The sequence below is a fragment of the Citrobacter freundii complex sp. 2025EL-00176 genome (assembly GCF_053309355.1).
This window is the reverse complement of sequence record NZ_JBRYHT010000018.1, coordinates 36,549-56,706: the sequence shown is the minus strand read 5'-3', so window position 1 is coordinate 56,706 and position 20,158 is coordinate 36,549. Positions and strand designations below refer to the sequence as shown.

Annotated in this window: 24 protein-coding genes; all 24 read right to left on the bottom strand. The window is 52.7% G+C overall.

Annotation, left to right across the window (positions count from 1 at the left end; all coding sequences use genetic code 11):
- Nucleotides 1–31 precede the first annotated feature (31 nt).
- The 24 genes from ACVXHP_RS22360 to ACVXHP_RS22245 all read right to left on the bottom strand — a co-directional run bounded on the left by ACVXHP_RS22360 (nucleotide 32) and on the right by ACVXHP_RS22245 (nucleotide 20,122).
- A complete protein-coding gene (locus ACVXHP_RS22360; RefSeq protein ID WP_063615433.1) occupies nucleotides 32–427 on the bottom strand; it encodes a hypothetical protein in 396 nt (131 codons plus the stop codon).
- A 12-nt stretch (nucleotides 428–439) separates the two neighbouring features.
- Nucleotides 440–976 carry a hypothetical protein gene (locus ACVXHP_RS22355; RefSeq protein ID WP_129753978.1) on the bottom strand — a complete coding sequence of 179 codons (537 nt, stop codon included), beginning with the start codon at nucleotides 974–976 and terminating at the stop codon, nucleotides 440–442.
- 181 nt (nucleotides 977–1,157) lie between these two features.
- Nucleotides 1,158–4,007, bottom strand: coding sequence for a conjugal transfer mating-pair stabilization protein TraG (gene traG / locus ACVXHP_RS22350; RefSeq protein WP_063615431.1), 2,850 nt, complete (start codon nucleotides 4,005–4,007; stop codon nucleotides 1,158–1,160).
- Between the two features lies 1 nt (nucleotide 4,008).
- Nucleotides 4,009–5,370, bottom strand: a complete 1,362-nt coding sequence (traH, locus tag ACVXHP_RS22345; protein ID WP_008455329.1) for a conjugal transfer pilus assembly protein TraH — start codon at nucleotides 5,368–5,370, stop codon at nucleotides 4,009–4,011.
- Nucleotides 5,370–5,981: a type-F conjugative transfer system pilin assembly thiol-disulfide isomerase TrbB gene (gene trbB / locus ACVXHP_RS22340; protein WP_063615430.1), complete on the bottom strand. Its 612-nt coding sequence runs from the start codon at nucleotides 5,979–5,981 to the stop codon at nucleotides 5,370–5,372. The genes traH and trbB overlap by 1 nt, the downstream gene beginning before the upstream one ends.
- 24 nt (nucleotides 5,982–6,005) lie before the next feature.
- The gene (gene traF / locus ACVXHP_RS22335) at nucleotides 6,006–6,785 is read right to left on the bottom strand and encodes a type-F conjugative transfer system pilin assembly protein TraF (protein ID WP_045912014.1); all 780 of its coding nucleotides are present in this window, start codon (nucleotides 6,783–6,785) and stop codon (nucleotides 6,006–6,008) included.
- The gene (gene traN / locus ACVXHP_RS22330) at nucleotides 6,782–8,611 is read right to left on the bottom strand and encodes a type-F conjugative transfer system mating-pair stabilization protein TraN (protein WP_063615429.1); all 1,830 of its coding nucleotides are present in this window, start codon (nucleotides 8,609–8,611) and stop codon (nucleotides 6,782–6,784) included. Before traN ends, traF begins: the two co-directional genes overlap by 4 nt.
- On the bottom strand, nucleotides 8,608–9,222 hold the full coding sequence (trbC, locus tag ACVXHP_RS22325; RefSeq protein WP_063615428.1) for a type-F conjugative transfer system pilin assembly protein TrbC: 615 nt from the start codon (nucleotides 9,220–9,222) through the stop codon (nucleotides 8,608–8,610). Before trbC ends, traN begins: the two co-directional genes overlap by 4 nt.
- Nucleotides 9,219–9,587: a hypothetical protein gene (locus ACVXHP_RS22320; protein ID WP_063615427.1), complete on the bottom strand. Its 369-nt coding sequence runs from the start codon at nucleotides 9,585–9,587 to the stop codon at nucleotides 9,219–9,221. Before ACVXHP_RS22320 ends, trbC begins: the two co-directional genes overlap by 4 nt.
- A gap of 10 nt (nucleotides 9,588–9,597) precedes the next feature.
- Nucleotides 9,598–10,572, bottom strand: a complete 975-nt coding sequence (gene traU, locus ACVXHP_RS22315) for a conjugal transfer pilus assembly protein TraU (RefSeq protein WP_049823147.1) — start codon at nucleotides 10,570–10,572, stop codon at nucleotides 9,598–9,600.
- Nucleotides 10,573–10,591: 19 nt separating this feature from the next.
- Complete coding sequence (traW, locus tag ACVXHP_RS22310; protein WP_020842475.1) at nucleotides 10,592–11,230, bottom strand: type-F conjugative transfer system protein TraW; 639 nt, start codon at nucleotides 11,228–11,230, stop codon at nucleotides 10,592–10,594.
- Nucleotides 11,230–11,664: a type-F conjugative transfer system protein TrbI gene (trbI, locus tag ACVXHP_RS22305; RefSeq protein WP_001525791.1), complete on the bottom strand. Its 435-nt coding sequence runs from the start codon at nucleotides 11,662–11,664 to the stop codon at nucleotides 11,230–11,232. Before trbI ends, traW begins: the two co-directional genes overlap by 1 nt.
- Nucleotides 11,661–14,252: a type IV secretion system protein TraC gene (gene traC, locus ACVXHP_RS22300; RefSeq protein ID WP_074173834.1), complete on the bottom strand. Its 2,592-nt coding sequence runs from the start codon at nucleotides 14,250–14,252 to the stop codon at nucleotides 11,661–11,663. Before traC ends, trbI begins: the two co-directional genes overlap by 4 nt.
- A 10-nt stretch (nucleotides 14,253–14,262) precedes the next feature.
- Complete coding sequence (gene traV, locus ACVXHP_RS22295) at nucleotides 14,263–14,862, bottom strand: type IV conjugative transfer system lipoprotein TraV (RefSeq protein ID WP_074173833.1); 600 nt, start codon at nucleotides 14,860–14,862, stop codon at nucleotides 14,263–14,265.
- A 17-nt stretch (nucleotides 14,863–14,879) separates the two neighbouring features.
- Nucleotides 14,880–15,329 (bottom strand): hypothetical protein, encoded by a 450-nt coding sequence (locus ACVXHP_RS22290; protein WP_227629626.1) that lies wholly within the window; start codon nucleotides 15,327–15,329, stop codon nucleotides 14,880–14,882.
- Nucleotides 15,326–15,970 (bottom strand): conjugal transfer protein TraP, encoded by a 645-nt coding sequence (locus ACVXHP_RS22285; RefSeq protein WP_063615424.1) that lies wholly within the window; start codon nucleotides 15,968–15,970, stop codon nucleotides 15,326–15,328. Before ACVXHP_RS22285 ends, ACVXHP_RS22290 begins: the two co-directional genes overlap by 4 nt.
- Complete coding sequence (locus ACVXHP_RS22280; protein ID WP_063615423.1) at nucleotides 15,960–16,181, bottom strand: hypothetical protein; 222 nt, start codon at nucleotides 16,179–16,181, stop codon at nucleotides 15,960–15,962. Before ACVXHP_RS22280 ends, ACVXHP_RS22285 begins: the two co-directional genes overlap by 11 nt.
- Before the next feature lie 3 nt (nucleotides 16,182–16,184).
- Nucleotides 16,185–16,409: a TraR/DksA C4-type zinc finger protein gene (locus tag ACVXHP_RS22275; protein WP_008455352.1), complete on the bottom strand. Its 225-nt coding sequence runs from the start codon at nucleotides 16,407–16,409 to the stop codon at nucleotides 16,185–16,187.
- 109 nt (nucleotides 16,410–16,518) lie between these two features.
- Nucleotides 16,519–17,880: an F-type conjugal transfer pilus assembly protein TraB gene (gene traB / locus ACVXHP_RS22270; RefSeq protein ID WP_063615422.1), complete on the bottom strand. Its 1,362-nt coding sequence runs from the start codon at nucleotides 17,878–17,880 to the stop codon at nucleotides 16,519–16,521.
- Nucleotides 17,867–18,607 carry a type-F conjugative transfer system secretin TraK gene (traK, locus tag ACVXHP_RS22265; protein WP_063615421.1) on the bottom strand — a complete coding sequence of 247 codons (741 nt, stop codon included), beginning with the start codon at nucleotides 18,605–18,607 and terminating at the stop codon, nucleotides 17,867–17,869. Before traK ends, traB begins: the two co-directional genes overlap by 14 nt.
- The gene (gene traE, locus ACVXHP_RS22260) at nucleotides 18,597–19,160 is read right to left on the bottom strand and encodes a type IV conjugative transfer system protein TraE (protein WP_015062648.1); all 564 of its coding nucleotides are present in this window, start codon (nucleotides 19,158–19,160) and stop codon (nucleotides 18,597–18,599) included. The genes traK and traE overlap by 11 nt, the downstream gene beginning before the upstream one ends.
- 19 nt (nucleotides 19,161–19,179) lie before the next feature.
- Nucleotides 19,180–19,485 (bottom strand): type IV conjugative transfer system protein TraL, encoded by a 306-nt coding sequence (traL, locus tag ACVXHP_RS22255; protein WP_063615420.1) that lies wholly within the window; start codon nucleotides 19,483–19,485, stop codon nucleotides 19,180–19,182.
- A gap of 1 nt (nucleotide 19,486) precedes the next feature.
- On the bottom strand, nucleotides 19,487–19,846 hold the full coding sequence (gene traA, locus ACVXHP_RS22250; protein ID WP_001054221.1) for a type IV conjugative transfer system pilin TraA: 360 nt from the start codon (nucleotides 19,844–19,846) through the stop codon (nucleotides 19,487–19,489).
- A gap of 108 nt (nucleotides 19,847–19,954) precedes the next feature.
- Nucleotides 19,955–20,122: a hypothetical protein gene (locus tag ACVXHP_RS22245; RefSeq protein ID WP_154820138.1), complete on the bottom strand. Its 168-nt coding sequence runs from the start codon at nucleotides 20,120–20,122 to the stop codon at nucleotides 19,955–19,957.
- Between the last annotated feature and the right edge of the window lie 36 nt (nucleotides 20,123–20,158).

The following is a 20,158-nucleotide window of genomic DNA, read 5'->3' as shown; positions in this document are numbered from 1 at the left end:
CGCTCTACTTAACCGAGGATGATGTATGCATTTATTTACTGCAAGGATAGAACTCATTTAATGCTAAAATCGCAACAAGAGCAAATCTATCATTTGATTTAACTTTACCCGGATTCCGCTCAATATATTTATCAACGAGCATTGATAAATCTTTACCATTATTAACTTCATCCCCAGCGCATATAAGAGTGTCACCCGATTTCATTTTAGCTAATGCATTCGTGTATACAATTCCTTCCCACATTGCCTGCATCGAAGAGTTAAGAATGAGGTTCTGTTCCTTCCCTCCATCTAGCGCTTCTTTTTTGATTAAATTATAGTTTTGAATAGTTATCCCATCGGACTGGTCCTTCGCTTCAGCAAATTTAGAGAAGCCGCCAATGAAAACTGCAGATAATATAATCAGACTCCAGACTTTCGTTTTCACGTTATCTCCTTTTCAATCTATTTTTTCTGGATTACCAAAATGGTTACCTCCAGAGTCCATGCTGCCTCCAGTCATGTAAAGACCTGTAGACGGGTTTACCCCCATCAAAGAGAAAGAACTATCATCAACGATATTATTGGCCTCTACCATATCAGGAACACCACTATTTTTTGCCGTGCTTAAGCTACAGCCAATTGAATACACATCTTTTACTTCTGAGTAATTAAATGGTTGCACTTTATACAATCCATTACCGTTAACCACAACTGAATTAGTAAGTGCGTATTTCTTTATGTAATTTCCACTAAGTAGCTGAAAACATACTTCATCATTTTTACTACTTTCACTATTTAACAACAGTTCTTTTATTGCAATCGCATCTCTACCTTTATACTTCATAAATACTAAGATAGAAAAAAACATGCCAAAGACACAATAAATAGGATAGTAAATCAAGGGGGATAACTCTGCCAGTAGAGTAAAAAACAACAAAGTTAAAAACGACAGCTTTATTTTGCAACCTACAAAATATTTTATGTACTCCTCCAAAGGCTCGTACCTTAATAGGTACCCCCTTAATCTTACTGCCCACAACAGGAAATACCCTATAAGACAAAATAGAACTAAGGAAGGAAGAATATATATCCAGTCGTATGAAATGTAGCTGTATGTTGCTCGCCACCAGACTATAGCAAAGCTCACAGGTAAAATCAGTAGACTTAAGTTATATTTACTTCTTACCATAATAGGTTGTTCCTTTATCTTGTGCATCCTGAGCCATCTTCGTTAAGTCATCATTATTTAGTCCGGCCAGTGATTTCTGCGAAGCTTTTTCATTTTCAAATCCCTTCCTATGCTCTTCAGCAGCTGTTGACTGCTCTGACTGTAGATTCTTCCTCATGTCCTGAATTTTTTCTTTCTGCCCCGCTATTTCTTGACTGTCATCATTTAACTGAGTTCTAGCATCAGAATATCTCTGTTCAACTGTTTGTTGTACATTATTTTTTATACCGGCTGCATTTTCGTGATCACGAATAACATCTGAGTTTTCATTCCAGTGATTATTTACACTTTCCTCTCCTGGTACTGATGCTGCCTGACTCATTCCACCACCAAGATTAGCTTTATGCCCATGATATTCAGCCTGAATTTGAGGTAGCATCTTATCCTGAACAAATGATTGAGCCAGTTTCTGTCGTTCTGCTGCAACTTCCGGAGATGATGTGTCACTCAAAACTGCTTCAGCATTACCAGATTTTTGCATCACATAGTTTGCAAATTGCTGGTCAAAATTGCTGTTGATCTGAGCACTATTACTCTGAACATATGCCGCCATTTCGCTGTATTCATGACTGCGAGTCATACTGTCAGAGTACTGTTGGTAGCTGTTTTGGGTCTCTGATAGCGTTGCCGCCAACTGTTCTACTTTATTTGCTGATGCAGCATCAGTATGGGTTCCCCCTGCAGTTACACGACTGCTGGTTACCATATCTAAGCCCTCTCTGAAGTCATTAGCAAACTGAGAGGCTCTATCATTTCTGAAATCATTTGTTTGTGAGTTAGTTTCATTGGTACCATGCGACGATCCGCTACTACCACTAAATTCTGCTCCTGTATGGGCTTCAATTCCGGTTCCAAATAATTTACCTCCCACACTAGCTTTACTTCCTGCTGTTATAGTTCCTCTTGAAGCTTTATCCATAAGTTGGTTATACGCTTCCTGGGTGCTAACGTTATTAGCTTTTGCATACCCCTCTGTAGCTGTGAGCATTTTATTAATACCTGAGCTAGAATTGCTGCCACTACTGTGATCTGAACCCTGTACTAACGAATCGCTGTTCCCACGCTGGCTGGCAAACTGTTGCAACTGACTCCAGCTACTGGAACGGCCACTCTGATATCCGCTGAGTGCAGTTTGTGCCCGCTGTTCAGATTCTCTGGCCTGTTGAGTCAGGCTGCTGCTTGTGACTTCGGCACCATTGAGACTGACAGGCAACTTCGACATTGCTCCAGTGGTATCAAAAACATTCTGCCCGGAAGAGGTTAGCGTTCTGGTAGCACCACTCTCCAGCTGACTGGTCATATGCCCTTCACGATGGCTGTAGTTAGTGTCCCACTTATTACCCTGCACATTTCCGGTCGTCATATTGTTATAGGACCAGTTACCGTCGACAGCCTGAGACGACGATTGTGTGGATGCTGACTGCAGGGTCTGTCCCAGATAGTTCCCCGCCTGCGACACCACCTGTCCCAGGCCTTTCACCATCCCCCAGGCGATAAACGGGATGGACAGCGCCAGCCAGCCGGCTGTGGTGCCGATATCTGAATAGGTATTCTGCACCTGGTCAAACGTGGCCAGCGTCACCGCAGTCCCGTTGAGTTTGCCCTGCAGGTAGAAGTTCATCGCATGGTTCAGTATGGAGAACAGAATGGGCCACATCTGCAGATAGGCAATGGTGTAGATATAGCCTTTAATAATGGTCCAGGACAAGGAGCTCACCACAGCCAGGACAATCAGCACCGGGAACAGCGCCATTGTCATGCCCAGCAGAACGCTGTGCATCACCGGCAGCGTGTTGGCAGCGATGGACGCACTGGTCGCCTGAGACAGGCGCATTTTTGCCATCGATGTCTGCGTGGCGGTGTTCACCAGCCCGGCAGTATCGCCATTCTGCGCTGAAAAGCTCTCCAGACCACTGCGCAGGCCATTCATCACCACGTTCTTGCGGATGATCTCGGTGGAGGTCATGGAACTGCCGTGAAAATAGTTATAGCTGTCGCCCAGCATTTCGGTGAACAGTGCCGTACTGGCACCGTTTGTCGGACCAAAGACCTGGTTCGTGAAACCGTGCATCCGGTTAAGCACCTGCTGGAGAAACGGGAACATATTCCGTCCACTGATATCACTCGAATCAGTGTTTATTTTGGTTGTGGCCTGCTCGCAGGTCAGAAAATTGCGGTTTTTGTCATACAGACCACGCAGAGGACTGGGTTTACTGAATATCAACGCGTATGGGTCTGTAGAATTCATCAGGTCGCCAATGCTGTACTTATTGTTCAGCATAATGTCACCCACCACGCAGTTATGAACGTAATCAGAGAACATGCGCTGAATTTCCGGCTCAGAGAACCGGAAATCACTGCTCCCCGCCGCCAGCTGCGCGCCGAACAGCATCCCGGTTTTGCTGTAAGTCAGCGCGTCCGGCCGGGCAAACACAAAATCGTAAACCTGTGCCATACCTGCACCAATACGGGTGATCAGGCTGGCCGGGGCTGCAAGGCCGGTCGGGACATTATCCACCTGATAGATGGCCGCTGGTTCAGACAGGTCAATAATCTGCACGTTCCGCTTGTCCCCGACCAGAACGGCAATCACCAGGACATAAAACCCGGCCCATTTGACCAGGTCCATAATATTGCGTGTCCGGATATAGGTTGCCGCCCCGACAATCACCGATACGGCGGTGGCCATAGCAATCAGTGAGTCTCCGGCCCTGCTGTTAAAAAATGCCGCCACGCCATTGAGCGTATCCTGAAACCACGCCCCGCCGGCAACGGTGTAAATCGTATCAACGGCCATATCAATTCACCCTGCTGAACTGGTAGTTACCAAGCACACGATCGCTCATCTTTGAGGAGACCTGCTGGCGGATAAAGCGGATTTGCTGCTGCGCGGAGATAAGGGCATCTTCTTTGATCTGCACTTCCATACGCAGCGAGTTAAGCGCCTGACGCGCGTCGGCCAGCCCGCTTTTCAGCTCTTTCATGTTGGCGCCCGGATAATCTTTGGTGGCAAGCGATCCGTTAACCACCTTCATCACGGCTTCCAGATACTGCAGATAGATGTCGACCGCGATGTAATCCGTCAGCTGGGCAAACAGGGACTGAGAGACACTCAGTGACGACTGGTCCACAATCCAGGAGAGAATGGGGATGGAGGTACTGTTGATGAACTGCTTCTCTTTTTCCGTCAGCGGCGTGTCGGTGATGGCCTTGTTCTCGATGCTGGTCAGCATGTCCTGCACCATCTTAATAAGCGATTTGTCTGCGGAAATCGTCACGTTATTCAGAGTCGGGGACAGGCATTTATTCTGGTTATCGCAGACGTATACCTTTGCCGTCCCCCCGCTCATCATCGCTGTCAGCAGGCTGCGGTCCGATGCCATTGAAGACAGTATCCGCAATTCGCCGTTGCTGCCGAAAATCACCGAACCACTGATGCTCATGGCGAACTGACGCAGCTCTGCGTTGCTGCTGAGCGAGCTATTGCCGAGCGCATCCCACATCAGGTTGATATCCTTCAGAACCTGGTCCTTTTCCGCGCCGGTGGCTTTATCAGCGACGGAACCGTATTTGCCTCCGGAGGTACAGCCCTGACGGGAAGCCACCCAGTCCGAAAACACGCTGGTTTGCCCGCCAACAGACTGGCAGACGTTCTGCTGGCTCTCGCCCCACAGCGATGCCACGCTGTCGACCATCGCCTTTGCCGCCTGACAGCTGGACATATTGAACCGGTTAATATCAGCGGCCATCTTCTGCAGAAAGTCTTTCGCGGCCTTGAGTTCCGGTACGGTGGTTTCCAGCGCAAGGTCAAAGAAGTAGCCTGCCGCGTTCGCCATCGTCTGTTTCACAAACGCCATAATCTGGTCGGAGTTAATAAAGGAAAACGCCCCCAGATACACGTCAATCCCGCCGCACCCGGCGTTGATGGATGGCAGACTTATGGAAACCAGCTGAATGTTCTTGTTGCCGGTGCGCGCGTAGAACGAGCCTCCGGAGACATAACGTGCGGCCTGCCCCTGCCAGGCTTTTGCCGAGGTGGTGTTGCTGGCATAACTCATGTCATTAAAGAATGAATTCATGTCATCCTGCAGCGCGGCATGCGCCGTTCCTGCGCTGTACAGGCCCAGCGCAAAGGCCAGGCAGAGCGGTTTCAGTCGCATTATTGTTGTCCCTGAGCGTTGAGTGGAATGCTTTTCCCGGCCTGACGATCCAGCGCCATCCGGAGTACTTCATCGAGGCGGGCGCGGAATTCTCCAGCCCCTGCGGCACCCTGCAGCAGCGGCCAGGTTTCCATCGTATTGACGTTGGTCAGAAAGGTGGTTGGCGTGGCCACCGGCAGGCCACTCTGGAAATATTCCACCATCACATCCGGCGTTGCTGGCAGAACATCGGGGAATTCGGCATCTCCCTTCCCGTCAAGGCTAATAGGGAAAACGTCAAGACCGGTTTTCTGAGAAAAGGCTTTTAGAACCGGAGCAAACTGGCGGCAGTACTGGCAGGTCGACTGCATGAACAGCACCACCTTCCAGTCCTGCAGGTTAACTTTCCGCCCGTCACTCAGCGTATACCAGACAGGTGACGTATCCTGAGCGGCACGGTCTGTTGTCGGTGTCGCCCTGTTCCCCGGCAGGCTGAGAGCGTCCATAGCAGGGGCGCTGCGGCCCGTTTTTCCGGCTTCAAGAGCACGAATATCATCCAGTGTTCCGGCCTGCAGACAGCCGGCCAGCATCGCCGCCATCAGGATGGCGGTCCGCAATGCAGTAATAAGCATGGGTTACCTCAAAGACAGGTGTTATCAGTAGTCAGGTGCAAAGTGGGTAAGGACGCTGACCATCTGGCGATCCAGGTCGTCGTGGCTCATAAACCCCCACGCAAGGGGTTGCCACTGGTGAGTTTTCGGGTCGACCAGAAACGTGGCCGGGAAGTGGGTGACACGCATTTTTTCGGCCTGTCCGCTGTCAGGGCGACTTTGCGGAAGCTGGTCGCTGAGTTTACCGTCCACACTGACGGCCATCAGGCTGATCCCCCGATCTTCACAGAAAGCACGTATCACCCCGGCCATCAGGTTGTCGACGGCATTATTGCCCCGGTAGAAAAAGAACAGGCCATAACGCTGCGCCACCTGGCTGATAACCGCATTCTGGACCTTCTTCTCTTCAGTCAGGCGAGCTTCCACCGTGCCGTTGTAATGGCTGCGCTTCACGTTGTAATCCAGCTCCGGATACTTCAGCCGGGCCAGTTTCGCCGTCTGGGTAAAGTCCGTTGCCCGGTCAGTCCAGAAGTTCTGGAGTGTCATAAAGCGGCGAAAGTTCTCCGCAGATGGATACAGAATGGCGGTGTCCAGCGCTTCACGGGTAGCCTGCTGGAGCACCTTTTTCTGCTCTGATGGCGTCATGCTGGCCAGACGTTCCCGTAGTGTCGGCGGCGACGCTGGTTCGGGCTCTGCCTCTTCAGCATTGGGGTTGTACCACTGCCATCCCTCTTCCCGGGCATAGTCAGGTGCCAGCACATCCTCAGGAGCAGCATGCAACGATGCTGCCATCATCAGGGCAAGCGCACCGGCAATACATCTCATGGCGCGTTCTCCTTCATTTTTTCCGCGATGATGTCCTGCGCTTTTTTCAGTAACGCCTGGTCTTCCGGAATGTCACTGCCGGCATCGAGGTCGCTGTAAAAATCACTGAAGTTCATCACCCCAAAATCGAGGCGCTGCAGTTCATCCACAGTTATGCCACGGCAGTCCGGAGATTTTCCGCTACCGAAGCCAACGCCCAGTTGGTCACGACGCCCCTGTTCCTGGACAATACGGGCCAGTTTTGAATCAAACTGGCAGTAGCCGCGCTTTTTCTCGAGACACACGCCGAGGACTTTTTTACTGCAGTATTCCCCGACATAGACCGTCAGTTTTTTCTCTTTGGCCTTGCCCAGTGCTTTTTCATCGCTGCTGCAGCTCGACAGCCCCACATCCTGGCCCCATCCGGAATCCTTGCAGCAGTTATTGAAGCCCGCAGCCATCTTTTTGCAGGATTTGGCCTCGCCAGTGAATGCCCTGACGTTCTCACCGTTCAGTTCAGCCACGTCTTCGCCTGCTGCTGCGACGGCGGCCAGCGCGGAGACGGCCTGACCAAACATATTGCTGGTTCCGGTCTGGCCCTGCGCGCAGCTGCCGTCCGTACAGAAGAACTCACCACCGCAAATCTGCCCGCTACCCGTTTTTTTCCGTTCACAGGAGTACGTCACTTGCTGGCTCACACAGAAACCATCCACGGTATCCGCACACTGGCTGCGCGTCACCGTACAGGCGGAGTCCTTCATGTACTCCCCGCAGGTTCCTTCTGTCTCGGTCTGTGTCAGGTATGTGTCCTGCCATTTCCAGCAGTCCTGATGAATGCTGTAGGTTTTTCCCTCAACAACGACGGTCCGGGTGCCTCCCGGCTCCACACACTGAGAACCGGTCATTGCGCCTTCAGACTTGCTGAACGGGCAGCTTTCCGACCACTCTACCCGCGGCACCCATTCCCGGCTTTTCACCTGCATTACCAGCGTCAGTGTGAAACGAGAGCTACCCCCGACGAACTGGTTAAAGATGAGGTCATCCAGCGAACCGGTACAACTGCCGTTCCCGCTGCAGCTTGTGCCGCTGAGAGTCTGTCCTTTGGTCAGCACCATCCCTGTCGCGCCTCCCAGTGCAATGGTGTCATTCCAGGTCAGATTGAATGTGGTATTCATAAAGCTGGCCCGGGAATTCCAGAGATAATTTTGGGTGGTCACGTTCAGGCTTGCACTGTGGATGATACCGGCTTCAGGGGCAGGCACACTGAACACAATCTGCTTTCCGGAACGGCTGAAATTAAAGGCGGTAAGAGTGTAGGTTTTAACCTCTGTGGTTTCCTTCCAGTCGCCGACAATGGTCGCGGTGCGGGTGCAGTACTGCTCAATTTTCGTGTCCCGCAGACACTGATGTGTGGTGATTTCGGTAAAACTCGCAGGCTGATCCACACATCCGTCAAAACCGCCGCCGGTAATGGTTTCCGCTTTCGCTTGCATATCCAGCCCCTCGGAAATAAATGGTGCATCCAGCGACGGTTTGTTGTTTGCGGGAGTATTAAGAATGGATTCCGTAATAGTTTTACCGGCCTCAGAACTGTTCAACGCAGCAGAACCCGGGGATGTCATATCCACACCCGATGAGGTCACCCCACCGTAGTATCCGCTTTCAGAGGGAGATGTCGTGTAGCCCGGGATGACTTCAGCTGGCTTAAATCCCTGAATGGCATCAGCCCCCTGCCCTTTGTTCGATTTCCCCTGCTGCATGCCCTGATTAAACTGCTCGTTAGCGATGAGCGGTTGCACCATAAAGACCGATGCCGTAAACACAAATAAAGGGAGTATCCTTTTCATTGCACCCCCTCGCCCAGCAGGCTTTTCGCGGTCTGTGCGCAGTCCCCCTCTTCAGCAACGCGCTTCAGCGCCTGATGCAACGTGAGATCACCCTGTAGGCGGTCTACCTTATCGCCCTGATTACCGCAGGCGACGATCAGTACCGGTACGGCAGTGATGTTGTACTTACGGAAGGTGGTTGGGTCTATCTGCACGCCACCGGTATTGCTCTCTTTCACCAGACCGGCGACAGCATTCGCCGTAGCCCGCATGTCGCCGTTCACCATCCCCCGGATAACCACCGGAATATTCAGCGCTGCCGCATCCTGAACTCGTTGCTTCAGTTCATCAGACGGCATCGAGAATGAAACAAAAACCAGCGCAGCATCAACGGGGCGCTCTCCGGGCTGCATGGATTGCCGGAATTGCTGTGCCTGGGCGTCGAGAAACGACTGATCCTGCGGCGCTACCGGACGGTCCTGCTTCAGGAAATCCGGGGTTTGCAGAGACTGAAATCGCTGACGGTCCAGTCTGAGCTGCTCCTTGATAAACTGGCGGTTTTCCGTGTGTTCAGTAGCCTGAGCCAGCCCTGAGCTCAACAGAGCGAGAAGGAAAATCAATGTTTTGCTCACAGGGTTTCCTCCTCTGGCTGTTGGAGTTCGAGGCCATAAGCCATTGCGGCAGAGCGGCTTTCCAGCATGTCGTTCCACATCAGCCTTTCTCCGTCCTGCATCTGTTGCGTCAGGAATGGAAGAAAATCGCTTAATCTTCTGTCGATAAAGGCCAGTCGCTCCGTGATCAGCTTTGTGCTTTCCCGACCGGGCTGATTCACGGCCATTGCCGCTTCACGGCATTCGAGGATGCACTTGTAAAGCCCACCATATTTCAGCGCCATATCGTAAAGTTGCGCGAGTACCTGTTCAGCCTGGTCGGCGCGAGAGGCGGCCAGTTCATATCGGGCGAGGACAAGTTCATACTTTTTTTTGTTCACAAACATACTGTGCTCCTTAAAGGAAAACGCAGTTGCGTTTACGCCAGAAGAGATACCCGAAATTTCGACGGTCATTGGGCATGTTCTTGCCGGTTTCCCAGCGGGTCACGCTGCGGCCCAGCGGATGACACTGCCCTGCATCGGGATATTTATTGACCAGGTGATAACGCCAGCGACTTTTCGGAATGATGGGAGATGGATATTCAAAGCAAACCGCCGTATCAGCCCCAACGGAGTTCATGATCATGCCCTGTCGGTGCAGCTTGAATGCCATACGTTCACTGAGAAGCAGCGAGGTCTGCATCGGGCTGAATTCATTCGATACCCAGCCGTTAAAGGGGTACATACTTCCCTGGCTACCAGCACACCAGAACAGGGGGTCCAGCGGCATATGCACCAGACTTGCGGCGGCATCAGCCGCACAGGCTGCCTGCGCAATCACGTTGCCGAACAGAATGGCTTCAGGCTGGATAATCATGCTGAGCGAGCTGCTGTCCCACATCGGATCAAGTTCAGACAGATACCCAATGTCCATGTCTCCTCCCTGCAGACAGCCCATTGATGTGATTATGTTGAGCCAGTACGTCAGCGGATATTTGTACCAGTGGACATGGTAGAACGCGCCGGGGTTGGCCCTGTTCTCCTGCCCGCCTGTCCCGGTACCGACATTACCCACATTGATATTGAACCCGCCCAGATTCACCATGCAGTAAGGGGAACGGGTAACATCGGTCAGCGCCATCGGCTCCCAGTAGCCAATGGCCAGTCCCACACGGTAGAAAATCCCCATAGGACAAAACTGGATGGGCATGCCAGGATTCGGCGTATCCGGCTGACGTCCCTTTGCCACAGGCACATTGCCAATGGTGACCGGGAAAATGCACTCCCAGCAGACATCGGTGATCGGGTTTACAAAACGTCCCTCGCACTCCACGGAAGCGCTGGTAGTGGCAGCATTGCTCACTGACGACCAGCTGAAGGCAAAAGCCATGAGTAACAGAATAAGTAACCTATTCATGGGCTTCTCCGGGTCCAGGGAGCGCAAAAGTATCTACCCGAAGGCGACGTCGGTCTTCCGAGAGAGTCACCCGCGCAGGGATAGATTTCAGTTCAAACTTCCTGCTTAGCGTGCCGTCCTGGTCAAAATAAATACGCGTGTCCAGGGCTTTGGTCGCCTCACGGATATCGCCGTTGACCAGAATGACGCGGTAAGTCAACGTTCCGGGTTTCTGCGCTTTCATCCAGGACAGCTGTTGCGGATTATCTGCATCAATAAAATAGAGCGTGTCGGTGAACGGTACGGTATCCAGCGGGTTAATCACCTGCCCTTTACGAGCGAACACCCGCCCCTGATGGTCTTTCAGATCTTCACTGACCGTCAGCGATGGATCGATATAGTGCGTGGTGTTCTCCTGCGCCAGCGTCAGCCCTTCAACAGGCCTGGGACGTAGAGTGTTTTCAATGACACGCTGTTTGAATGCTTCCTGCTCCCGGGCCATCTCACCGCTGGCCTCCATTGCCTTCAGGCGGGTCTGGATGGTAGTGAGCATGTCCTGCTCAGCAATGGGGTACATTTCCCCCCATGTCCCCAGATTTTTTGCCTGTGCTACGCCGGAAATCAACAACAGTGCCAGCAGCCCTTTTTTCATCAGTTGCCGCCTCCCGCCGCCATTCGGTGTGCCACCCCTGTCTGAATCTCATCAGTGATGTCGCCCGCCCCGCTGACCACTGCGGGCGTCACCAGGATGAGTGCATCATGGCGGCGCTGCCATTCCTGCAACTCAGCATTGAGGCTGTTCATAAATCGTTCGGTAAGTGCCTTAGTCTGAGGCTCATCCAGTGACTGAGCGCCGGCCTGTTCAGTGAACTGATCCAGCGTTTTTTTCATATCAAATGACACCACCACTGGCGTACGCCAGCTAATCAGCAACGACGTGACAGCAGCGTTAATACACAGGATGGTGGCGGCAACCAGCAGCAGGCTACGCAGACAGCGACGCCTCTGGCGTTCGCGTTGAGTCAGGGTCTTTCTGGCAGTTGTGGGTTTTGACTGAGTGTCGTTAACCTGTTGTTCCGTTTTCATGCGGCCTCCGCAAGCGCTTCCAGTTCGCGCATCTCATCAGGGAAGTTACGTTGTGCCAGCTGGTATACAGCGTCATGGATATCCATGTTCTGTTCCCGGCACTGGCGGATAAATTCGAAGTCATCACCCTTTGAACTGAACATCGCTCGACTGAGCGGATCGACAAAGAGACGGTGGAAACTGCAGGTATCGTTGATGCGCAGCATAAAGGAGGAGAACCACTGGTCTTTGGCATCACCGAACTTGCCGATAACACTGCGCTCCAGTTCGCTGAACTGGTTGGGACGGTTCTGGTTATACTGCTTAAACTCAGAGGCATCCTGTTTGAGGATCACCTTGAAGGCAGAGTTACCCCAGGCCGCTTTTGCAGCTCCGGAAGCATCATCGGCGTCAAAGTCTTTGATGTTCTGGCTGATGGTGATGAACGCGCCACGGTGGCGGCGTACAGTACGGTAGCCGGTTTCAATGAACTGACCGACCTTCTCATTTTTAAAGTTGAGCAGCTTCCAGCCTTCGTCGATGGTGCAACATTTCTTCAGGCTGCGCGGCGTGCGGTACATTTTGTCTTCGATGTAGATGATGAGGGAAAACATCACCGCAACCAGCAGATCAGGCTTGTCCTGCAGGCCCCCCAGCTCCAGGACGATAAAGCGGGCATCATCGGTCAGTGACGGCTCGTCGCTGTTAAAGTATTCGCCGTAAATTCCCCAGGAGCAGTACTTACCGAGCAGCTCGATAATTTCATCCAGTCGGTTGGTGATACCCGGCGAGTTCTGGTATTTATCATCCTCACGGATGGCCGTCAGCTTCTGGACGACGTGGTCAATTCGGGCTTTTTCCTTGTGAGCTTCCCAGGCTTCCTGTACCCCGCGCAGCAGCAGACTGTGATGGACTTCATCCAGCGTACCGTTAGGGCTTGCCAGCACAGCCAGCTGGTCACGGATACGTTCCCCTGACTCATTGATATTGGAAATGTTGGCAAATGGATTGAATTTGAGTGACTTACCGTCAAGGTATGTGCCGCCCACGTTCTCACAGAACGACTTGTAGCCGTCCCCCATGTCAAACACCCAGGCAATACCGCCGGAGTCCAGCACGCTGCGCAGAATAGGCTGTACCAGACCGGTCTTGCCTGCCCCCGAGGTGCCAGTGACCGCCATGTTGTAGTTGGTGTTACCCATCCCGTCCCCGTAGATATCGAGGAACGCCAGCTGGTTGCGGTAGGACGGCGTCAACAATCCTCCCTGACACAGCCGGTTGTCGGCTACCACCGGCAGCAGATTCACGGCCTGGATACTTTCGGCCCGGCACGTGGCCCCGCCCATTTTGATGTCTTCCCAGAGCCCTTCCGCATGAATGAAGGGGATCATCGCTATCCAGTTACGGAACTGCATATAGGTCGGGGAAAACAGATCTATGCCATTCTTCTTGAAGGTATTAATGACCTGCTGTTCGCAGACCAGCGCATCCTCATCCGTATCCGGACAGAACGTGGTGACGTTATAGTAATAGCGGACAATACAGGTCTGGTTGCTGTTAAGATGCTCGCGGATTTCCTTCCATTCTTTAGCCTGTTTTGCCACACCAGGAAACAGGGTGGCATAGGGAGAGTTTGCTTTTTTATCCCGGTCGAGATATTTGCGCGTGGCTTCCCCCTGCGTCGCCACCTGGTCTTCGGCCTCCATCACCATCGTGATGACGAACGGGCTGGCGATGGTCAGGTCCGGGCTGAGCAGGTTGGACAGGTTATCTCCCCCCATCCACAGCATGAACATATCCGGGTTGTTCTCCAGCATGAAGTTCATAGCCCGCGTGGAGGTTACGCTGCCCTGACGGTCGGCAAGACTAATAAGAACATCATCCGGACGCACATCGATACCGATACGCTGGTCAACACAGCGCTGATGCAGCTCATCAAATTTGCCAACACGAACCTCATCCGGGTACAACTGATCATGACGGGCATTCAGCATCCCGTGAACCAGCGTAGCCAGCTCCTGGTCATCGGCCGCCTGCGTGTAAATTTTTGCCGCGTCCAGAGAGGAACGCAGCACTTTCAGGGTATGAGCGACTTCCGTCATCACGGCCGCCGTCCGCTTCTTCGCCTTCACGCAGTAAGAAATATACAGACGATAGTCACGCAGGGTCAGCGGCAGGCCGGTCGGGCTGTTGAACTGCTGCTGCGCAGCGCGCTGATAATATGCCCGGGTGATACGGTTAAATTTGTCAGCATGCTTCCCCTGCCAGCGGAACTCAGACAGGCCCCGGTCAAGCTGATCACCGATCAGCTTGCTGGACACCAGGTGGAATGATATCGGCGTCTTACGCGGCAGCTTGCTTTTGATGAGATCTTCCAGCACATACACAATTTGTTCGTTAGCGCCGATAAGGGGCTCTGCACGTAGCAGAAAACCCACCGTACTGCGGTTCACAAACAGCCCACTGTCACGGTCATAATCACGGTATGGCAGGACGCTGGTAAGCTGCGGAAAGTCCAGGCTGGCCAGGTTGCGCGTCATCTCCGACGCGCCATCCGGCATCCGGAAGGCGTTCTGCAGATTTTCCAGTACGTTCAGAAATTTTTTCACCCGAGACTCCTTAATTTATCCGGGCCGGAAGAACCCAATCGGCAGGACTGACCACAAAGGACACACGACCGGGCTGATGGAAGGCGTTATCGCTGTCCACCCAGGGCGCAATCCAGACCGTGGCTATCTGGTCCTGGCTGCGTTGTGGGTGCACGGAGCCTGGATTGTCACAACGCACGCTCTGGCATGAGGGTGCCGGAGTGACTGCGGACACATTTGTGCGTGAAACAGGTGTTATTGGCGTTACGGCAACCGGACGGGGTGTCAGTGTTGACGCTGCGGCGTTCGTGCTTATACCTGTTGCGGTGCCAGCTGATACAGCGGGTCTGTTGCTGGTTACCCGCGCGCCGGAAGGGACACTGACGACGGAACGGGATGCAGACGGAACCGCCGCCGCAGAGGTGGCCGGAAGATTAACCAGGGAAGGCAGTCCGCCCGCAGCCGGCTTTCCCGCCTGTTTTGCCGCCTTGTCCCGGGCCAGTTGATTAGCCTTCGTCATAGTCATACAGGTATCAGACGTTGTGGCATCACAGTCGAAACTGCTTTTGACACCGGCACAACCGGATAACAGCAGGGCGCTGCCTGCCAGCAAAAGTGTGATTTTTTTCATTGATATTTCCTGAAAAATTATGCGCTGAAGGGTCTGGCTGGCTGCGTAAGCGCGGAGTAAATAAGCTGGACTTCAGCAGCCAGACAATAAGAGGCGTAATGCCAGTCATAATGGGCATCCGCTTCATCCATCTGACGAAGCGGAGAACTTCGAAGACTCTCGAACCGGGAGATACCGTCTTTTAGCTGTGTGTGCCATGTCATGGGTAACCGGGAATAACGCAGTACCCCAATGAATGTGACCAGGCAGGTTATGCCGCTGAAGATTAAGGAATCGGTTAATGCATAAGCCATGACCAGAAGGAGGATGGCCAGGGCGAATGCCTTTAGCTGCCGGGGAGAAAAGTTGTCACGGGTGTACTCCACTCGTGCCTGAAGGATCTTCAGGCGCCTCAACCGTGCAATTAACTCCGGCCTGGTCAGATCGCTAAAATCTCGTAGAAGTAATGAAGAAATATCCATCATCATTTCTCGCTTTCGTTTTCGGGCCATTTAGCGTTTTTGTTGACAGTCTGGGAGGACAGAGAAGATGCATACACATCGCACCCCTGGTGTTTTTCGGATTTCTTTTTCACCGGGAAAATTGCCGGAACTCCCATCCCCCGCTCCGGACAAGAGCGGGATGAAGCACAGCGGATATACCCCTTGTCATCTGCGACTTTGACAAATACATAGCGGGGAAAATACGGTCTGATGCCCAGAAGCCAGGCCAGTCCGGCATAAGTCAACCCCATCAGAACCCACAGCCAATTCAGCGTTCTCATCAAAGTACGGTCAACATATGCTGCATAACCTCTGGCATCGGAGACCACCTCCGGGCACGCGTCCGGCTGAAAACGGTCGGTACTTTTTGGAAGTTCAGATGAGGCAGGGAGTCCAGCAGGTATCTGTTTCGTACACTCTCGCCACGTCCAGCGCTGACCATCGGTGATATTCCCGGCCTCCTGCAGATAATCCACCACAACCATTCCCGGCGTAGTTTTATCAAGACAGAACACCAGAGCTACAATCAGTACCAGCGTTCCGGCAGGCCAGATAACCAAATAATGAACAGCCCATGCCAGCCAGCGAAGGCAATATAAAATGAGGGTCAGAGTTTTATTTATCATGATGCCCGTCCCCTGGCTTCAGTGGATACCAGATGTTGCAGTTCTCACGGATAGCCTCCGCCAGCCTCTCCTCGTCATCACCGGAATACCGTTCTTTGAGCTGGCTTACGTCTGACTTTGCCAGGAAAATTCGAGTGACCTGACTGAGTGCCGTGGTTTTACCTCTACCGGTTTCCCCCACGACCATCACATTGACTTTTCTGCTTCCCATAGTTCACCTCTGATAATTTTTTTCCCGAATTTCCAGTACCCGCTGACACTCAGTGCAGGTACGCACGCCAGGTATCGCTTTTTGACGCCGTTCCTGAATACGGTTTCCACAGCATTCACACCGGGTAAGGCTTTCACCTTTAACACTTAACTGTTGTCTGACCGCCTGAATGTGCAGCCTGTGAATCAGGTCTTCCTGCTCCTGCAACTGGTCCAGTACGTCTGCCATCACTCTTTCCTGTGTATGTGCCCGGACACGCTACCGCCCATCCCTTTTTCGTCTTCCAGGGCACTGACTATTCCGAATTGTGTTGTTGTGGCCGGTTTCCCGGCCCCGTTTACTGTGTGACGACCTGTCCAGTCGTCGGATCGACGGTGTCCCCTACCCTGAAGTCCTGCAGCTGCTTCAGCATGTCCGGCGTGTTACCCGGCATGGCAGCAGGCGTGGATGAGGCAGAAGGTTGATTTTGTTTCTTACGTGCAGCCGCTTTCGCACGCGCTTCTTCCAGTGTTTCGAGCTGGAAGCCGTCCTGGAAAACAAGCGTGACTTCATTGCCCGCACCGATTGGAATGACAGGGTGGTACTGTTCGGCGCGTTTGATGTAGTAATCGGAGAGTGTTTTGGCCGCAGAACTGACACCACCGCCGAGCCCTGCCTGGCCGATATCGCCGGCGCTCATGCTGGCGGTTGCGCCGACACCCACGGTAGTGGAAGAGGCTTTCTCAATACCCTTCCCGATCCCGTCCAGGAAGCCCGCCCCCCCGGCATACAGCAGGATCTGGCCATTACGCATAACCACTTCGCCCTTAATACCGTTCTTGCCCATAAAGGACACATGACCGGCAATCTTCTGGTCGATGTCGTCATCGCCCAGCTTGCAGCTGATTGAGCGACTACGAACGATGGCTCGTTCACTGGAAACATCCCCCCATGCCTCCAGGGTCACAAAGCAACCGGTCAGATCGAACTCTTCATCGTTAGGCATCTGAACTTTGCCGGTGAGACGCAGCTGCATCGGGGCGGTATTTTTATCGCCGGTAACGGACGCATTGGCATCCGCCCCTTCCACGACGATCGCTTCAGCAAAACTGCCGGAAGAAATCCACGGGAAACGGGGCTTTTTCGGCCCGGTATCCGGCAGGCTGAATTCCTGACTGTCCATCATTCCCGGACGCGGAACGGGGGTCATCACCGGTGCGACCGGAGCCTGTCCGCCACCTGCTGGCCAGAAACTGGTCGGGGGAGGAACATTACCCGCGGGTACAGGTTTCCCCTGAGAGGCCAGCGCACCCGGCAGGGGTTCGGCACTGAGGGAGTCAAAATTCTTCCCGGCCTCAAGCTGTGTCTGCAGCAACTGATTCTGGTCTTCCAGTTCACGAATGCGATCCTGACTGCCTTTAAGGTCACGACTGACAAGCCCCATTTCAGTACGCAGCTTTTTAATCTCTGTCTGCGTTTCCTTGTTAAGCCTCTGTGCTTCCGCAATGGCGGAACGCTGGACTTTGTTATCGAAGGACTGATTGACCACTCCCGTCATATCCGGCGCGGGTTCTCCTTTTGGCACTTTGGCGGGCGGCGCTTTCTTCAGGTTCATCTCTGAGACCATCCAGGTCCCGGCACCGCCAGCGCCAATCCCCAGAACAAGAGCGATAAGCAGGGCAACCTGACGACGGCGGACGACTTTATTAACGTTGGCCATCTTCACCCTCCCCGTTTTCACGGATAACGGTGACGGTCATTCTTCCTCCGCCCATCAGAGTCTGTGCATTGTTATCGAACATCACGGCACGAACGCCGGGCTTCCAGAAGTCCTGCTCTCGCAGCGCCACTCCCCAGGAATTGGCATTGCGCAGTTCATAACGATCGGCACGCAGCTGGTCGCCTGCCCAGGCTTTCAGGGGGGTAACAGAAAAACCACCGGGGAAACGAATACCGTCAGAAAGAGGTTTTACTTCGCCGTATCCATCAGGTATGTCGCCCGTCAGCACGGCACGGTTAAGGCTGATAAGCAGCTTTTCGTAAGCCTGCGCGGTTTCCCATTTACGGGTTTCAGGCCGTGAGGGCGGTTCTGCGCTCATCAGTCGATAGACGCGGCCTTCACCTTTTACGGGAGTGGCCACGACAGAGAAGGTCTGGCCCAGCGCAGTTTCTACAAAAATCGTGAAAGTACGGGTGGCCACCGAGGTGAACAGCACACCTCCGGCCGTTGTCAGGCGCTTGTCTGCCAGCATTCCCCCGGGCGCCGTGATGGCGGTGATTTTGTCACCCGGGATAAAAATCATGTTGGGATCGGTATTGCTGATACTCAGCCGGAACTGCCCGCCCTGTGGGAGGCTGATCGTGGCAGGTGACTGTGCCTGCGCAGCTGGGGGCACAACGACCATCATGGCTGTACCAAACAATAACGCCGGAAGGTTATTTTTCATTGGTCACCTCATAGAACCGGCCGATACGGGTAAAGCCTCCGGTGTACTTCAGACGAAGCCGGTAGGTTTTTATTTCCGTGGAAGGCTTAGAGTTACCAATCCACATTTTCAGCACGCCACGAACATCGATTCGGCCGTCAACGGGATAGACATTGATTTCTGTGGTGTAGAACGTGGAATTCACATCATTGGCTTTAATCTGTGCTGCCTCTTCCTGGAGTACTTTTTTAAATTCCTCCCGGGCCTCTGGTTCGACAAAAGACATCAGAAAAGCGTGGTTGGAATCGACCGTTTCAGGCGAGACATTGAGACGCAGGGCCAGGAAGGACAGCGTCATCATCCGGAAATACTCGGTATCGGCTTTTGTTTCGGATACCACAAAAGGGGCGTTGTAGGTCATCGGTGTGACGACTGTACGTTGCTCGTGGATGAGTGCTCTGTTGGTCACAGCCAGCCATGCCACGGCAAAGCCCAGAATAAAGACCAGTGTCGTGAGCGACAGAATAATAACGGCAATAATTTTGGTGGATGAATTACGAGCGCTGATTTCCATAATATGGCCCTGCGGTAATTTATTTTATCCATTTCCTGAAACTGGAATCGGGAATAACGCGGTAGACAACCCGGAATAATTCAATAGGCAGATACCAGTAACACCAGTTGTATAACCAGCGGGAGCTTTTTCCGCGTTTCGCCGCCCTGATCAGTTGCCAGATAACTGCCGCAATAATCAGACTGAATAAATATTTCTTGGTGAAAAATCCCCACAGCAAAACAACCGCTGCGGGGATAGCTTCATCAAGGGGCAGTCCAATAATGCGGTTCTGCTCTGACAGGGTTTTCGGGAAACGGTATTTGTCTAAATCGTTTCCCTCCATATCAGTTGATGAAGGTAAGACCGACGGTAGTGAAGACGATAACCACAACCAGGCCCAGCAGGATCAGCAGGTTCTTGGTGCGGATATACATCGCCACACCGACAATCAGTTCGGCGATGATGATACACATCATGACGAATGAGTCGGCACCGAAGGTGGCTTTCACATCATCCTTGCCCCCGGCCAGCAGGTCAGTTGCATTAGCCATCTGTCCCACACCGAGTAACAGCAGCGGAGACAGCGCAGCCAGACGGGACAGCGCTTTTTTACTGGTCACACCACGCCATGCCATCTGGCAGTACTGCCATGCACGGTTTTTTACAGACGCGGGGAGGCCGCCTTTTGATAAGGATAAATTCATAAAAAAACTCCATTTATATTATTTACAAAACAACCCAGAGCGGTATTGACGGGTTAAGTCAATCCGGCACAGAACCATTAACCACCAAAAAATGATTCTGTACCGGAGTTACTCCTTCAACCCTAACGCCTCCTCAATAATAAGAATTGCTGTCTTTTGTACTGGCTTGGCATTTTTTTTGGCTTTCTTTCTTAGCTCCTCATATACGACACCATCCAGATAAAGTCGGATAAACTTCCCTGCTGGACGTGGTTTCATAGGGGTGTCTTGAATCATTTCCAATGCTCCGCTAAGTCATAAAAACTATGTATA

What these genes read in the sequence shown, in the direction of transcription:
- ACVXHP_RS22275 (WP_008455352.1), bottom strand. Translation starts at nt 16,409, where the DNA reads ATGGCAGACGTACTGGACCAGTTGCAGGAGCAGGAAGACCTGATTCAC.
- traW (WP_020842475.1), bottom strand. Translation starts at nt 11,230, where the DNA reads ATGAAAAAAGGGCTGCTGGCACTGTTGTTGATTTCCGGCGTAGCACAG.
- traE (WP_015062648.1), bottom strand. Translation starts at nt 19,160, where the DNA reads ATGGAAATCAGCGCTCGTAATTCATCCACCAAAATTATTGCCGTTATT.
- traB (WP_063615422.1), bottom strand. Translation starts at nt 17,880, where the DNA reads ATGGCCAACGTTAATAAAGTCGTCCGCCGTCGTCAGGTTGCCCTGCTT.
- ACVXHP_RS22285 (WP_063615424.1), bottom strand. Translation starts at nt 15,970, where the DNA reads ATGATAAATAAAACTCTGACCCTCATTTTATATTGCCTTCGCTGGCTG.
- ACVXHP_RS22245 (WP_154820138.1), bottom strand. Translation starts at nt 20,122, where the DNA reads ATGATTCAAGACACCCCTATGAAACCACGTCCAGCAGGGAAGTTTATC.
- traN (WP_063615429.1), bottom strand. Translation starts at nt 8,611, where the DNA reads ATGAAAAGGATACTCCCTTTATTTGTGTTTACGGCATCGGTCTTTATG.
- traV (WP_074173833.1), bottom strand. Translation starts at nt 14,862, where the DNA reads ATGAAAAAAATCACACTTTTGCTGGCAGGCAGCGCCCTGCTGTTATCC.
- traK (WP_063615421.1), bottom strand. Translation starts at nt 18,607, where the DNA reads ATGAAAAATAACCTTCCGGCGTTATTGTTTGGTACAGCCATGATGGTC.
- traH (WP_008455329.1), bottom strand. Translation starts at nt 5,370, where the DNA reads ATGCGACTGAAACCGCTCTGCCTGGCCTTTGCGCTGGGCCTGTACAGC.
- trbB (WP_063615430.1), bottom strand. Translation starts at nt 5,981, where the DNA reads ATGCTTATTACTGCATTGCGGACCGCCATCCTGATGGCGGCGATGCTG.
- traU (WP_049823147.1), bottom strand. Translation starts at nt 10,572, where the DNA reads ATGGCTTTTGCCTTCAGCTGGTCGTCAGTGAGCAATGCTGCCACTACC.
- traF (WP_045912014.1), bottom strand. Translation starts at nt 6,785, where the DNA reads ATGAGATGTATTGCCGGTGCGCTTGCCCTGATGATGGCAGCATCGTTG.
- trbI (WP_001525791.1), bottom strand. Translation starts at nt 11,664, where the DNA reads ATGAAAACGGAACAACAGGTTAACGACACTCAGTCAAAACCCACAACT.
- traA (WP_001054221.1), bottom strand. Translation starts at nt 19,846, where the DNA reads ATGAATTTATCCTTATCAAAAGGCGGCCTCCCCGCGTCTGTAAAAAAC.
- ACVXHP_RS22290 (WP_227629626.1), bottom strand. Translation starts at nt 15,329, where the DNA reads ATGATGATGGATATTTCTTCATTACTTCTACGAGATTTTAGCGATCTG.
- ACVXHP_RS22280 (WP_063615423.1), bottom strand. Translation starts at nt 16,181, where the DNA reads ATGGGAAGCAGAAAAGTCAATGTGATGGTCGTGGGGGAAACCGGTAGA.
- traG (WP_063615431.1), bottom strand. Translation starts at nt 4,007, where the DNA reads ATGGCCGTTGATACGATTTACACCGTTGCCGGCGGGGCGTGGTTTCAG.
- traL (WP_063615420.1), bottom strand. Translation starts at nt 19,485, where the DNA reads ATGGAGGGAAACGATTTAGACAAATACCGTTTCCCGAAAACCCTGTCA.
- ACVXHP_RS22320 (WP_063615427.1), bottom strand. Translation starts at nt 9,587, where the DNA reads ATGTTTGTGAACAAAAAAAAGTATGAACTTGTCCTCGCCCGATATGAA.